Source organism: uncultured Brevundimonas sp. (genome assembly GCF_963974615.1).
In the GTDB taxonomy this organism is placed as follows: Bacteria; Pseudomonadota; Alphaproteobacteria; order Caulobacterales; family Caulobacteraceae; genus Brevundimonas.
The window spans coordinates 72,494-85,949 of record NZ_CAXBDH010000011.1 but is presented as its reverse complement, the minus strand read 5'-3'; the positions used below and the strand labels follow the sequence as shown (position 1 = coordinate 85,949).

Annotated in this window: 17 protein-coding genes and 1 pseudogene; 2 read left to right on the top strand and 16 right to left on the bottom strand. The window is 68.5% G+C overall.

Annotation, left to right across the window (positions count from 1 at the left end):
- Positions 1 to 16: 16 nt before the first annotated feature.
- The 10 genes and pseudogenes from ybgC to AAC050_RS09225 form a co-directional block, all read right to left on the bottom strand.
- Positions 17 to 466 (bottom strand): tol-pal system-associated acyl-CoA thioesterase, encoded by a 450-nt coding sequence (gene ybgC, locus AAC050_RS09270; RefSeq protein ID WP_339914796.1) that lies wholly within the window; start codon positions 464 to 466, stop codon positions 17 to 19.
- Positions 467 to 476: 10 nt separating this feature from the next.
- Positions 477 to 875, bottom strand: a complete 399-nt coding sequence (locus AAC050_RS09265) for a hypothetical protein (RefSeq protein WP_339914795.1) — start codon at positions 873 to 875, stop codon at positions 477 to 479.
- A 64-nt stretch (positions 876 to 939) separates the two neighbouring features.
- Entirely contained in the window at positions 940 to 1,974 is a 1,035-nt protein-coding gene (gene ruvB, locus AAC050_RS09260) for a Holliday junction branch migration DNA helicase RuvB (RefSeq protein ID WP_339914794.1), read from the bottom strand.
- Positions 1,971 to 2,588, bottom strand: a complete 618-nt coding sequence (ruvA, locus tag AAC050_RS09255) for a Holliday junction branch migration protein RuvA (RefSeq protein WP_339914793.1) — start codon at positions 2,586 to 2,588, stop codon at positions 1,971 to 1,973. The genes ruvB and ruvA overlap by 4 nt, the downstream gene beginning before the upstream one ends.
- Before the next feature lie 149 nt (positions 2,589 to 2,737).
- Positions 2,738 to 3,226, bottom strand: a pseudogene (ruvC, locus tag AAC050_RS09250) (crossover junction endodeoxyribonuclease RuvC); the annotation flags it as partial.
- A gap of 57 nt (positions 3,227 to 3,283) precedes the next feature.
- Positions 3,284 to 3,973, bottom strand: coding sequence for an MgtC/SapB family protein (locus AAC050_RS09245; protein WP_339914792.1), 690 nt, complete (start codon positions 3,971 to 3,973; stop codon positions 3,284 to 3,286).
- Between the two features lie 171 nt (positions 3,974 to 4,144).
- Entirely contained in the window at positions 4,145 to 5,521 is a 1,377-nt protein-coding gene (locus AAC050_RS09240) for a hypothetical protein (RefSeq protein WP_339914791.1), read from the bottom strand.
- Between the two features lie 294 nt (positions 5,522 to 5,815).
- Complete coding sequence (locus AAC050_RS09235; RefSeq protein ID WP_339914790.1) at positions 5,816 to 6,334, bottom strand: hemerythrin domain-containing protein; 519 nt, start codon at positions 6,332 to 6,334, stop codon at positions 5,816 to 5,818.
- A 78-nt stretch (positions 6,335 to 6,412) separates the two neighbouring features.
- Complete coding sequence (locus AAC050_RS09230) at positions 6,413 to 7,018, bottom strand: energy transducer TonB (RefSeq protein WP_339914789.1); 606 nt, start codon at positions 7,016 to 7,018, stop codon at positions 6,413 to 6,415.
- Positions 7,015 to 7,788 (bottom strand): YebC/PmpR family DNA-binding transcriptional regulator, encoded by a 774-nt coding sequence (locus tag AAC050_RS09225; RefSeq protein ID WP_339914788.1) that lies wholly within the window; start codon positions 7,786 to 7,788, stop codon positions 7,015 to 7,017. The genes AAC050_RS09230 and AAC050_RS09225 overlap by 4 nt, the downstream gene beginning before the upstream one ends.
- A 137-nt stretch (positions 7,789 to 7,925) precedes the next feature.
- Here AAC050_RS09225 and AAC050_RS09220 point away from each other — a divergent pair, with 137 nt between their 5' ends.
- On the top strand, positions 7,926 to 8,126 hold the full coding sequence (locus AAC050_RS09220; protein WP_339914787.1) for a hypothetical protein: 201 nt from the start codon (positions 7,926 to 7,928) through the stop codon (positions 8,124 to 8,126).
- Here the strand turns inward: AAC050_RS09220 and AAC050_RS09215 are convergent.
- Both AAC050_RS09215 and AAC050_RS09210 read right to left on the bottom strand, forming a co-directional pair.
- The gene (locus tag AAC050_RS09215) at positions 8,123 to 8,566 is read right to left on the bottom strand and encodes a GFA family protein (protein ID WP_339914786.1); all 444 of its coding nucleotides are present in this window, start codon (positions 8,564 to 8,566) and stop codon (positions 8,123 to 8,125) included. The two genes, AAC050_RS09220 and AAC050_RS09215, sit on opposite strands and share 4 nt — an antisense overlap.
- Positions 8,566 to 9,003 (bottom strand): thioesterase family protein, encoded by a 438-nt coding sequence (locus AAC050_RS09210; protein WP_339914785.1) that lies wholly within the window; start codon positions 9,001 to 9,003, stop codon positions 8,566 to 8,568. The genes AAC050_RS09215 and AAC050_RS09210 overlap by 1 nt, the downstream gene beginning before the upstream one ends.
- Positions 9,004 to 9,126: 123 nt before the next feature.
- Here AAC050_RS09210 and AAC050_RS09205 point away from each other — a divergent pair, with 123 nt between their 5' ends.
- Positions 9,127 to 10,251 carry a zinc-dependent alcohol dehydrogenase family protein gene (locus AAC050_RS09205; RefSeq protein ID WP_339914784.1) on the top strand — a complete coding sequence of 375 codons (1,125 nt, stop codon included), beginning with the start codon at positions 9,127 to 9,129 and terminating at the stop codon, positions 10,249 to 10,251.
- A 227-nt stretch (positions 10,252 to 10,478) separates the two neighbouring features.
- On the opposite strand, the gene AAC050_RS09200 is transcribed toward AAC050_RS09205, so the two are convergent.
- From AAC050_RS09200 to AAC050_RS09185, 4 genes are read right to left on the bottom strand one after another with little or no spacing between them, the layout of a single operon-like run.
- Entirely contained in the window at positions 10,479 to 10,877 is a 399-nt protein-coding gene (locus tag AAC050_RS09200; RefSeq protein ID WP_339914783.1) for a hypothetical protein, read from the bottom strand.
- A 57-nt stretch (positions 10,878 to 10,934) separates the two neighbouring features.
- Positions 10,935 to 11,780 carry a ribokinase gene (locus tag AAC050_RS09195; protein ID WP_339914782.1) on the bottom strand — a complete coding sequence of 282 codons (846 nt, stop codon included), beginning with the start codon at positions 11,778 to 11,780 and terminating at the stop codon, positions 10,935 to 10,937.
- On the bottom strand, positions 11,777 to 12,715 hold the full coding sequence (locus tag AAC050_RS09190; RefSeq protein ID WP_339914781.1) for a nucleoside hydrolase: 939 nt from the start codon (positions 12,713 to 12,715) through the stop codon (positions 11,777 to 11,779). Before AAC050_RS09190 ends, AAC050_RS09195 begins: the two co-directional genes overlap by 4 nt.
- 42 nt (positions 12,716 to 12,757) lie before the next feature.
- Positions 12,758 to 13,417: an amino acid racemase gene (locus AAC050_RS09185; protein ID WP_339914780.1), complete on the bottom strand. Its 660-nt coding sequence runs from the start codon at positions 13,415 to 13,417 to the stop codon at positions 12,758 to 12,760.
- Positions 13,418 to 13,456: the final 39 nt, after the last annotated feature.

The window sequence follows — 13,456 nt, the reverse complement described above, 5'->3', positions numbered from 1 at the left end:
ACAGGATCGTGAACGGTCAAGCTTCTGGTGCCAGCCACGGCCCGACCTTGTCGATCAGGGCCCGTGTCGGCCGGCGGGGTCGCCCGTCCATATGGATACACACCACCACCACCTCGGCCCGGCACAGCACGTCGTCGCCGCGCTCCACGGTCTGCGAGATCAGCAGGCGCGGCCCCTTCACCGCATCATAGCTGGTGCGCACCACCAGGGCGTCGTCGATCCGGGCGGGCTTGTGGAATTTCAGCTCGAGGGTCGAAACCACAAAGGCCATCGGCTGATCGCCGTCCAGCAGGTCGGCGTGACCGATCCCCATCAGCCTCAGACAGTCCGACCGCCCCCGCTCCAGATAGCGGACATAGTTGGCGTGATAGACCAGACCGGTGAAATCGGTGTCCTCGTAATAGACCCGCACAGGCAGCAGATGATCGCGCCCGTCGAACCGGCCGGCGGTGGGAGAGTCGGTCATGGGTAATCAATCACTGGACGCGCACGGCAGGCGGCGATTCCGGAAAGCCCGGGCACTCGGCAGCGAACATGCTCGAAAACTCGGCGGGCAGAGGGTCTGAATCAAAGAGGATACGGTTCCGGCGCGATATGAATTTCCATCCCGGAGGCACGGCGATGTCCGTCACGACCCGACGGTCGACCCCTGCATAGCCGCACACCACCCCGTCAGTCCGCCCCGGCTCGATATAGAAAGGCTGCAGCCCGGGGTGGCGCTCGACCAGTTGCCGCTGCACACGGACGGCCACCGTCTCGCGCGGGCCGAAGCCATCGCCGCGGCTAATGCCCCAGAGAATACCGCCCCCCAGCAGCAGAACCGCAAAACCCAGCACCGCGATCAGCCTGTCGATCCGTATCGCCCGTCTTCGCATGCCGCCTCCGTCCGAAGCCCCAGCATGACCGGCTTTGCCGGCGGGGTGAAGGCCCTGCCTTGCGTCATTTTCCGCCGAACAGACCGCCCTGTTCCGGTCCGGCCGGCGGCGCGGTCAGGCCCAGATGCTCATAGGCCCGGGCACAGGCCATCCGCCCGCGCGGCGTACGCTGGATGAAGCCCTGCTGCAGCAGATAGGGTTCGATCACATCCTCGACCGCGTCGCGCGCCTCGGCGATGGCCGCCGCCAGCGTGTCCATCCCCACCGGCCCGCCGCCGTAGTTCTCGATCAGGGCCCGCAGGAAGCGCCGGTCCAGCGAATCCAGCCCCGCCTCGTCGACCTCCAGCCGCGCCAGGGCCCGCGCCGCCACCCGTCCGTCGATGGTCGCCGCCCCCTCGGCCCCGGCGAAGTCGCGCACCCGCCGCAGCAGCCGCCCGGCCACCCGCGGCGTCCCGCGCGACCGGCCGGCGATCTCGCGCGCGCCGTCGTCGGTCATGCCCACGCCCAGCTTGCGCGCCGCGCCGCTGATGACCCGCATCAGCTCCTCGGCCGTATAGAATTCCAGCCGCAGCGGAATGCCGAACCGGTCGCGCAGCGGCGTGGCCAGCAGCCCGGCCCGCGTCGTCGCCCCGACCAGGGTGAACGGGGCCAGGTCGATCCGCACCGACCGCGCCGACGGCCCCTCGCCGATGATCAGGTCCAGCACATGGTCCTCCATCGCCGGATAGAGGATCTCCTCCACCGTCGGGGCCAGCCGGTGAATCTCGTCGATGAACAGCACGTCGCGCGGTTCCAGATTGGTCAGGATCGCCGCCAGATCCCCGGCCTTGGCCAGGATCGGCCCCGAGGTGGTACGGAATCCGACGCCCAGCTCGCGCGCCACGATCTGGGCCAGGGTGGTCTTGCCCAGTCCCGGCGGTCCGAACAGCAGCACATGGTCCATCGCCTCGCCGCGCCCGCGCGCCGCCTCGATGAACACCTTCAGATTGCCCTTGGCCTGTTCCTGACCGACGAAATCCGCCAGCACCTGCGGCCGCAGGGCCCGGTCATGCGGTTCGCCGGGGGCCGGTTCGGCCGAAATAATGCGCTCGTCCGTCACCGCCCCAGCTCCTGCAGGGCCGCGCGGATCACCGCCGACAGATCAGCGTCCTCGCCCAGCCGCGTCAGGGCCTGATCGACCGCACGGCGCGCATTGACCTCGGCCACACCCAGACCCAGCAGGGCCGAGACCGCCTCACCGGTGACGCTGGGCAGCGAGGCCACGACCTCGGCATGCCCCCCCGCCCCACCGGGCGTGAAGCTGACCTCGCCCAGCGACTTGCCCTTCAGTTCGAGGACGATACGCAGCGCCAGCTTGGGACCGACGCCATTGGCCCGGGCCACAGCCGCCTTGTCATCACGCGCCACCGCCGCCGCCAGCTCGGCCGGCGGCAGCACGTCCAGCACGCTCAGCGCCGCCTTGGGCCCCACGCCCTGGATGCCGGTCAATGTGGTGAAGGCGCGCCGGTCGTCACGGGTCAGGAAGCCGTACAGGCGCGGCCCGTTCTCGGCCGACCAGCTGGACTCAATGTGCAGAGTGGCCTCGTCGCCCGGGGCCGGGAGCCGCTGCAGCGTCCGCGCCCCGCAGGCCACGACATAGCCCACCCCGGCACAGTCGATCAGGCAGTGGTCCGCCTCGACCTCGGCCAGCATGCCTCTGAGACGGCCGATCATCTGCTCCTCCCCCATTGGGGGAGGTGGCGCGGCGTGGCTTCGCGCCGTGACGGAGGGGGCTCACCACCGACACGGTGGCGCGGAGCGCCCTCCACCACCGCTTCGCGGTCCCCCGCCCCCAACGGGGGCGGAATAAGCAGCTTCAGCCGCCGCAGCTGCGCATGGGTGATGGCCACGGCCAGGGCGTCGGCCGCATCGGCCTTCACATCCCCCGCCGCCGGCAGCAGCCGTTTGACCATAAAGGCGATCTGGCTCTTGTCGGCGTGACCGGCCCCGACCACCGCCTTCTTGATCAGGTTCGGTGCGTACTCAGCCACGCTCAGCCCGGCCCGCGCCGGAGCCAGCATCACCGCTGCCCGCGCATGCCCCAGTTTCAGGGTCGAGGCCGGGTTCATATTGACGAACACCTCCTCGATCGCCGCCTCGTCACAGCCGTGGGCGGCACAGACCTCCCCCACCGCCTCCAGCAGATGCAGCAGCCGGTCACTGAACGGCGCGCCCTCGGGTGGGGTGACCACCCCGTGCGCGACCCAGCGCAGCCGCGACCCCTCGGCCACGATCACGCCCCAGCCGGTACGGCGCAGACCGGGGTCCAGACCCAGTATCCGGGTCGCAGCGGGAATCGGAACGTTCGTCATTCGTTCCATTCATGCCTCAAACGCGGTTACCGAACAATGACCAGCGTTTCCGTGGTCTCAATTGTCGCGCGGTATGACCGAAAATCCGGCCAGACTGGCACTGGTGGAAAACCGCCGGACCAGCGAGTCGATGTCCAGCGGCATCTGCCCTCGCGCCTTGATGTGATGCTCGTGCAGTTGACCGTCAGGACTGAGAACATGGCCGATCTGCATACATTTCAGACCATTCTCGGACAGCAGAACGCGCACGGCGGCCTCGTCCGGAGCGGCGCCACGGATCCAGCGCAGATGCACGTCCAGCACCCCGATATGGGGCAGTTGCGCGTCCAGCAGTCGCAGGATCGCCAGCACCGCCAGGGTGGCCACCGACCCGATCAGGGCCAGTTGCAGCATACCCACGCCGTACAGCACCCCGATCGCCGAGGTCACCCACAGCGACGCCGCCGTGGTCAGCCCCTTGACCGAAAACCCCTCGCGAAAGATCACCCCGGCGCACAGAAAGCCGATGCCGGTCAGCAGGCCGTGCGCCATCCGGGTCGGATCGATGACGACGTTCTGTCCGGGCAGGGAGGTGAAGCTCCACGAGCTCTGGTGCATGGCGGCCAGCATCAGCAGGCACGAGGTCATACACACCAGGATGTGGGTCCGGAATCCGGCCGGATGGCCATGATAGGTCCGCTCCACCCCGATCAGGCCACCGGCGACCATGGCCGCGCCCACAGGCCAGAACAGGCTAAAATCGATCATGGAATTCGCTCCGTTAACTGACGAATCCACAATCTAGAACCGCTTCGCCGGTTTGGACAAGGTGAAGCTTGCCGACGTGCCCGCCGGAACATTCGCAGCCGCCCGACCCCGCCGAATCGCAAGGGCTGGCAGGCGACCTTGCTCCGGTGCCCTACGGCTGCAGCGGCGTGCCTATCCGGCCTTGGCCTGGAACATGCCCGCGTCCTCGGCCGCGTCCGCGTCGAACTCGCGACCGCTGCGCTCACGCCGGGCCAGGTCGAGCGCCGCCGTGGCTATGGCGGAATCGGCTCGAACCCCCTCCAGCTCGGCCCGCAGCGTCGCGACCTGCTCGGTCAGGGTCTGAACCTGATCCTGATGCGCTGCCTGGGCGTTGCTCAGACGAGTCTGCAGCTTCGCCACCCGCTCCTCGCTTCGCGCCAGGGCTTTTTCCTGGGCGGTGGTCGAGCGGGACAGGGTCTCGGCGCGATCGACGGCGGCCAGACGGGCAGCCTCCATACCGGTATGGCGCTGACGGGACTCCTCGGCGGCCGCCTCCATGCCGCGGATACGCTCCATTGCCCGCTCCAGCGCGGTCTGCATTTCCTCGCTGCGGCGCTCGGCGGACTGTGCCGTCGCCTGCAATTCCACCAGACGACCGGCCTGATCGGCATTGAGGGTGTCCAGCCGGCTGGACCGCGACGACAGGGTCTCGAGCCGCGCGGCCAGGGCCGTCGCCTCGGACCGGGCGGCCTCGACCTGGTTTTCCATGCCGCGCAGGGCCCGGACGCTCTCGGCCTGCTCGGCCGTGGCGCGGGCACGTTCGCTGGCCAGCTGGCCTTCCATCGACGTCGCGGCCCTGGCCAGACCGGCCACCTCGATCGCGACCTCTTCCATGCGGCGCTTGAGCACCTCGTTCTCATCGGACGCCAGGCTGTAGTCACGGCCGAGCTGGGTGCGTGCCGCCTCGTTTTCCGTGCGCGCCGCCTCGAGCGCGTGGATCTGGGCACGCAGGTTGTCCTGGTCCTGTTCCAGTTCCCGGATGTGCTGTCCGTTGGTGCGCTCGGTCGCCTCGAGCGTTTCCGCCCGGGTCTGTGACTGGGACAGGGCGTTACGCAGCCGGTCCAGCTCCAGCCGGGCTTCCTGGATGCTGCTCGCCTGCTCCTGGCCGAGGGCCTGAAGCTCCTCGACCCGGGCCTCGGCGTTGGCGATGGCGGTCTTCAGTTCACGGTTTTCGGCGGTCAGGACCTCGACCCGCTCCCCCATCTCCAGATGGGTCGTGCGCAGGTTGATCAGTTCGATATGGGCGTCGCGGCGCGCCTGGAACTCTTCAGCCAGCGGCTGGCGCATATCGGCCAGAAGCGGTTCGAAGGTGCGGAATTTCTCGGCCAGGTCGGCCAGCTGGGACAGGCTGTCCTGAATGGCTTCATGGCGTTCGCCGATGATACCCGACGCCGCCTCGACAGCGGCCCCGTCCATGACATCGTCAACCGCGTCGCGCCCGTTCTGGGCCCGGGCGGCACGGCCGGCTCCACCTGAAAGAGCCCGGTCAATTTTGGACAACAGCAGCATGATCGCACCCCTGAACCGTAATAAGAGACCGGCACCTTCCGGACCAGAAGCGGTCCGGAATGGCTTCGGCGCGACTCAACGCCGTCCCGATCACTGATCAAAGGTTAATGAAAGTCGCCCCCCCTGTCGAGGCAACAACGTTCGGCCCGCAGGGCTATCCCCGACTGAATTTCATTCCGTGTACTGAACCACCCCCTCGTCAGCGACGTCCTCGCCCGAATAAACCGGCGACACATCGCCCGGTCCCCCGGCCCAGACCCTCGAAGGCGATCCGGATGGTGTGACACGGCCCCCTCAGCCGTGGGCGTCGACATAGGCTTCGGGCTCCTTGTTGACCGGCCTCACCCCGGTGATGTGCGTCGCGACAAAGGCGGCGAACCGCACACCCAGGGCGTGGCGCGTCTCCAGCGGGGCGTTACGGCGGAAGTCGGTCAAACCCTGCCGCTCCTCCTCGCCCATGTGTTTTGAGTTGACCACATTGGCCTCGCCGACCGCCTCGACCCAGGCCTTGCTGCCGACCCTGTGTTCGCCGACCGCCCGGACCGCGTCGCGCAGCTTGTTGTGGTCCTCGATGGCGTCGACCGTCTCCGGCCCCGCATCATCGCCCTCGGCGTCGTTGGCGGCCTCGCCCACCTTCAGCAATTCCGGATAGAAGAACCGCTCCTCGGCCTCGGCGTGGGCATCCAGAAAGGCCGACAGCCGCCCCCACACCGCCGTCAGCGCCTCGGTGTCCCCGGCATCGATCTGTTCGAGGATCGAGAACAGTCGCCGCTGCTCGGCGTGGTCGTCGAGGATCAGCTGGGTGATGTCCATAAGGCGGCTCCGGTGTGAACGGTGAAGCTGCAGTACGCGCCCTTCGCCCCCTGGTTCCGTGAGAACGACTCGCGTCACCTATTCCAGCCGGAACGCCACCGAGTATCTGATCATTGCGTCGACCGCCTCACCGTCGACCGTCCCGGGCTGGAGGCGGGCCTGCACGGCCCCGACCAGGGCCGCTTGGCCGAAGCCCGCACCGGCCGGTGTCTCGCTCAGGATCCAGCACGACGGAATGTGGCCGTCGGCTGTCACCGGACATTGCAACTCGACCCGGCCACTCTCGACCCCCTGCCTTAGCGCAAGGGTCGGGTATTCGGATTGGGGGGTGACGAGCCAGGTCGGGCTGACGATGACCCGGCCCTCGCCGTTCGCGTCTGTTTCCGGCGGCGAAACGGCCGGTATGGTGGGCGGCACACCGGGGAGCGGCTCCACGACCAGCCGGGGCCCGTCGCCCTCGACTGCCTCGGCGACGGCGGTCTTCCACCAGTCGTCGATCACCTGCCTGTGCGCACCGATGACCTGAAAGCCGATTGTCGCCAGTCCGGCCAGCCCGATGGCGACGATAGCTGCGCAACTCCACGCCAGAACGGCGAGCCAGTCGGACCGGCGTTGTGCCACGGCGACCGGTTCCGGCGCGCCGGACGGTGCCTTCTCCCCGATATCGCCCCCCGGCGTCGTCATCCCGCGTACTGGGTCATGTCCTCGTCCGAGACATCCTCGTTGGAATAGACCGACGACACATCATCCTCGGCGTCCAGCGCGTCGAGCAGCTTCATCAGCGTGCCGACCGCTTCGCCCGTCACCGGCACCTCGGACTGGGGCTTCCAGACGATGGCGGTGGACTTGGCGTCGCCGAGAAGTTTGGACAGGGCCTCGGCCACCTCGTTCAGGTCCTCGAAGGCGGTCCAGATCACGTGACCCGGCGCGTCCTCATAGATGTCCGGCTTGACCAGATCGCTCTCGACGTCCTGGGCCCCCGCCTCGATGGCGGCCTCCATAACCGCATCCTCGGACCCGGCCTCGGCCGGATAGTGGATCCGCCCGACCTTGTCCCACATGAAGGCGACCGAATTCATCTCGCTCAGCGCCCCGCCGTTCTTCTTGAACGCGGTGCCGATGTTCGAGGCGGCGCGGTTGCGGTTGTCGGTCAGGGCCTCGACGATGATGCCGACCCCGCCGGGGCCGCGGCCCTCGTAGCGGACCTCTTCCATCGTATCGACGTCGCCGCCGGCAGCCTTCTTGATGGCCCGGTCGATCACGTCCTTGGGCAGGCTCTCGGCCTTGGCATTGTTCACCGCCAGACGCAGGCGCGGGTTCAGCGCCGGATCCGGCATCCCCCCCTTGGCCGCCACCGTGATGTCGCGTGACAATTTGGAGAACAGCTTGGATCGCACCGCATCGGCGCGCCCCTTGCGGTGCATAATGTTCTTGTATTTGGAATGGCCGGCCATGAGTCTATCGTCTGATCTGGCGAAAACGTGAGGCGGGCCGTCTAACCCGGACCGCGCGCCTTGTCACCACGGGCCGTGTCCGGAACCGCGACCCTGACCTGTGATATTGAGTCCTTTACCCCGGCCGGAGCTGCCTGATGACCGCTGAAGACGTCCTCTACGATGCCGCCAACTATCTGGGCGACGAGCTCGATGGTGACGACCTCGTCGACTGGGCTCCGCCGCGCCCGTTCACCGTCACCCCGGCCGCCGCCACCGGCACCCTCGTCGCCGCCTTCGCCCTCGGCGTGCTGACAGCCGTCGGCGTCCTGGCCCTGATGGGCCGGATCGAGGACTAGCCGGACCGGCCTGACGGCTGAAATCTCAACCACCCGGCCACACCGGATCCGCCTTCCGGCCGACCGTCCGCCGGGTGATTCACCCCATCCATGACGGGAACTTCCGCAAAATCGAAGGGGCTGACTCCGTCCAGACAGGCGACGTTGATCCCGTATTCATCGGGATTCGAACGCCGCCGATGGTGGGTATAGATGCCGCAGACGGAACAGAAATGATGCTCCGCCGCGCCCGTATTGAAACGGTAGCCGCTCAGTTTTTCGCTGCCGGTCAGGACCTGCAGATCACCATACCGGGCCGTCACCGCCACCGCCCCGCGCATCCGGCAATAGGAGCAGTCGCAGCGTCGCGCGCTGGCCAACCCCCCACTGAGTCGAACACGAAACCGCACAGCCCCGCAGTGGCAACCGCCTTCACAGAGGTCTGGCGCGCGCTCCGTCATCACACCTTCAACGACTCCAGAAACCCGCGCATCGCATCGGTCAGCGGCACCGGCTTCTTGGTCTCGCGGTCGACATAGACATGGACGAAATAGCCGACCGCCGCGGCCTCGTCCTCGGCATTGCGGAACAGGCCGATCTCATAGCGCACCGAGGACGAGCCGACATGGGCGACCCGCACCCCGGCCTCGATCTGGTCGGGAAAGGCCGTCGGCGAAAAATAACGGCAGCCGGTCTCGGCCACCAGTCCGATGACCTCGCCCTTGTGGATGTCGATCTGCCCGGCCACCACCAGCAACCGGTTCACCGCCGTGTCGAACCACGAATAATAGACGACATTGTTGACGTGGCCGTAGACGTCATTGTCCATCCACCGCGTCGAGATCGCCTGAAAGCGCCGGTAGTCGCTCCGCTTCGTCCGTTCGATCGTGCCTGACATGAATTCTCCCCTGTTGCGCTATCGCTCGGTGCGCGGCACCTCGCTGCCTGAGCGCGTTGGCGCGCTTCATTGCCCTGACGCTCGGGCTTGGCGAACGCCGCGTCAAGCGCCTAGCGTTCCCCCATGAAAACCCGCGCCGCCGTCCTCCGCACCCTGGGTGCGCCCCGCCCCTATGCCGACAGTCGCCCACTGGCGATCGAGACCGTGAGCCTGGACCCGCCCGGCCGCGACGAGGTGCTGGTGGCGATCCGGGCCGCGGGCCTGTGCCATTCGGATCTCAGCGTCATCAACGGCGACCGCCCCCGGCCCCTGCCCATGGCGCTGGGCCACGAAGCCGCCGGCGTGGTCGAGGCCCTGGGCGAGGGCGTCACCGACCTGGCCGTCGGCGACCATGTGGTCATGGTCTTCATGCCCAGCTGCGGCCACTGCAATCCCTGCGCGGGCGGCCGTCCGGCCCTGTGCGAGCCGGGGGCGGTGGCCAACGGCAAGGGCGAGCTGCTGGGCGGCGGTACACGGCTGCACGGTGCCGACGGCGACCTCAACCACCACCTCGGCTGTTCCGCCTTCGCCGAGCGGGCCGTGGTCTCGCGCCGCTCACTGGTCAAGGTCGACGCCGACCTGCCCTTCGCCGAGGCGGCCCTGTTCGGCTGCGCCGTCCTGACCGGGGTCGGGGCCGTAGTGAATACCGCCGGCGTCCGGGCCGGCCAGTCGGTCGCCGTGGTCGGTCTCGGCGGGGTCGGCCTAGCCAGTGTGCTCGGCGCGCTCGCCAGCGGGGCCTCGCCGGTCGTCACCGTCGACCTCAGCGAAGACAAGCTGGCCCTGGCCCGCAGCCTCGGTCCGGTCCACACCGTCAATGCCGCCGACCCCGACGCCGTCGACCAGGTCCGCGCCCTGACCAATGGCGGCGCGGACTTTGTGTTCGAGATGGCCGGCTCGGTCCGCGCCCTGGAGTCCGCCTGGAAGATGACCCGCCGCGGCGGCACCACCGTCACCGCCGGCCTGCCCCCGCCCGAGGCCGCCCTCGCCGTCAATGTCGTCAATCTGGTCGCCGAGGAGCGCACCCTGAAGGGCAGCTATATCGGCACCTGCGTCCCGTCCCGCGACCTGCCCCGCTACGTCGCCCTCTATCGCGCCGGCCGCCTGCCCGTCGACCGCCTGATGAGCGGCAGCATCGCGCTGGACGACATCAACGAAGGCTTCGACCGCCTGGCCGCCGGCGAGGTCGTGCGGCTGGTGGTGGAGTTTTAGCCACCGGACATCCCTCCCCCTCCCGTCATCCTCGGGCTTGTCCCGAGGACCCATCGTTCAACAGACCCCAGACCCGGATCAAGGCGCACCCCTGATGGCGGCAAGCCCTCAACCGCTCGTGCGTCGGAGAAATGGGTCCTCGGGACAGGCCCGAGGATGACGGGATCAATAGGGGAACCTCACCCCTCCAGAATCGCGTCGACTTCATCGCGCATCGGCAGCTTGGCCTAGGGGTCGATGGTGTGCCGTGGGTAGTCGTCGAGTTGAACGATAAGGCCTTGATCAACCCAGACATTGGTTAGCCGGCGACCATTGCTGAATGCAACCCTGTACTGGGCTTCCGCGCAGTTCTCACTCATCAACTCGAATGGATTGAGGTTGCCCTGCGAACCATCGCGAACCGGAGGTCCACAGCGCACATCCAAGACTCCGCCGATACGGTCATCAATCCCGTACCCGAAGGCGGTCGAGACCGGCTGCCCAACGCAAACCGCCCCTCCCGCGACACACTGGACCTTCTGACCACCGACAGACTGATTGACGGCCCATTCAACGAACGGCCGCGTCGCATAGCCCAGCCCGAGAGCCAGAACGGCGGTAATGAAGACAGCGAATCCGGTTCGCATGTGCAGGCTCCTGTGAAGCTAGGCCGTACCACACCGGGAAGTGGCTGACGTTGCAAGTCACCCCTCCATCATCGCCTCGACCTCATCCCGCGTCGGCAGCGACGGCTGGGCCCCCGGCCGCGTCGCCGCAATCGCTCCGGCGGCGCAGGCGAACCTCAGCGCGGCTTCCGGCTCCATCCCTTCCAGCAGGGCGACGGTGATGGCCCCGACGAAGGTGTCGCCGGCCCCGGTGGCGTCGACCGCCGTGACCTTGGGCGGTGCCGCCTCGGCGATCAGGCCGCCGCGCTGGAACAGCTGCGCCCCGCGCGCGCCCAGGGTCACCACCACCCGGCCGCCGCCGCTGTGCAACAGGTCACCGTAATAGGCGGCCTCGGTCTCGTTGACGACGATCAGATCGGCCCGCCGCAGCAGGGCCTCGGACACCGGCGCGGCCGGGGCCAGGTTGACGCAGACAAAGCCGGTGGCCCGGCCGACGGCGGCCTCGACCGTCGCCACCGGCAGTTCCAGCTGCAGGATCAGCGGCCCCTCGATCCGTTGCGGCAGCTGTTCCGGCGTCACCCGATAATTGGCCCCCGCCGCCACCACGATCTGGTTCTCGCCCGACGGGTCGACGGCGATCAGGGCGACGCCCGTCGGGGCCTCGGCGTCGGTGATGACCCCGGCCACATCGACGTCGGCCTCCAGCAGCAGGGCCAGGGCCTCGCCGGCCATGCCGTCGCGCCCGACCCGACCGATCATCGTCACCTCGGCCCCCAGCCGCGCCGCCGCCAGGGCCTGGTTGGCTCCCTTGCCGCCCGGATGCCGCGCCAGCGTCGCCCCGGTCACCGTCTCGCCCGGTCCGGGCAGATGCGGCGCGCTGGCCACGAAATCCAGATTGATCGAGCCGACGACGGTGATCCTCACGGCAGGCGCTCCAGACTGGCATTGATCCGCGCGAACACACCGCCGGCGTCGACCGACACCGCCCAGTGATGCCGCGCCGTGGCCGCATCGACGCGGAACTCCACCGCCGTATGGCCCCGGGTCAGGTCGCTGACCGTCTCGACCTCGATCCGGCACGGCTTCAGCCCGAACAGATCCCGGTCCAGCAGCCAGGCCACGGTGCACGGATCATGCAGCGGCCCCGCATCCCAGCCGACGATCTCGCGCTCGACCCGCTGCGAGAAACGCAACAGCTCGCCCGCCGTCCGCGCCGACTCCCCACCCAGCACCTCGATGGCCACGATCCGGTCCTCCGAGACCCGCACCTGATGGGTCACATCCAGACCAAAGACGGTGATGTCGCAATCCGAAGCGAAGACCTCGGCCGCCGCATCGGGATCGGCATAGATGTTGAACTCGGCCGAGGCGGTGATGTTGCCGCCTTCGGATCGCGCGCCACCCATCACCGACACCGGACCCAGATGCGCCGCCAGCTTCGGCTCCAGCCGCATCGCCAGAGCCAGATTGGTCATCGGCCCCATGATCGCCAGCGCCACCGACCCCGCCGGTCGCGCCATCACCAGATCGACGATCGCCTGCGCCGCCGGCCCCGGGGCATTGCCCACACGCGGCTCGAACGGCGTCATGTCGCCGATGCCGCCCTCGCCGTGGAATTCCGCGGCCGCCACCGGCTCCCGCACCAGCGGCCGGTCGGCCCCGGCATGGACCGGCACGTCCTCGCGCCCGGCCAACTGCCGCATGATCCGGGCGTTGCGCGCGGTGATGTCGCCCGGGACATTGCCGCCCACGGTAGTCACCGCCAGCAGCTCCAGTCCGGGCGACCCGAAGGCGAGGAACAGACCCAGGGCGTCGTCGACACCGGGGTCACAATCGATAATCAGGCTTTGCTTTTTCACCGGCCCAGCTTTGCCGGGCGTCGGCGGGATGGGCAACTGTTTCTAGCGACAGGCCTTCACACAGGCCCGGGCCAGCACATCGGCCGAATCGATCAGCGGCACCGACACGTCCTTGGGGCCCAGCAACAGCGGCACCTCGGTGCAGCCGGCGATGACCCGCTCGGCCCCGCTGGCCACCAGGGCCGCCGCCAGCCGCCGCATCTCGGCACGCGGGGCCTTGCCGGTGTCGCCGCGTTTGACCGCCGCGATACAGGCCGTGAAAGCCTGACGGTTGGCCCCGACCAGTCGCACGATCTTGGCCCCGTTGCTCGACAGGGCCGCCGTATACAGGGCCTCGCCGCCCGGCGTGGCCAGAACCCCGACCTTCTTGACCTCACCCTCGGTCGCCACCGCCGTCGTCTCGGCGATCATGTCGATGAAGGGCAGGCCGATGCCGCGCAGGCCGGTCGACTGGGCGTGGGCCGTGTTGCACGGCATGGCCAGAATCTGGGCCCCGGCCTCGCGCAGCCGCGCCGCCATCTCGCCCAGCATGTCGTCGGCCGCCTGCGGAGCCCGGTTACGATCGGGCACCTGCGGATTGATGTCGACCAGCATGCGGATGTGGTCCTGATCGCCGGTGGCCGGAGTCAGGGCCTGCACCCGCGCCAGGAAGGCAACCGTCGCCGCCGGCCCCATTCCACCCAGAACACCCAGTACCCGCATCGTCAATTCTCCCTGCCGCCGCCTTGCCAGTTGGCCGCG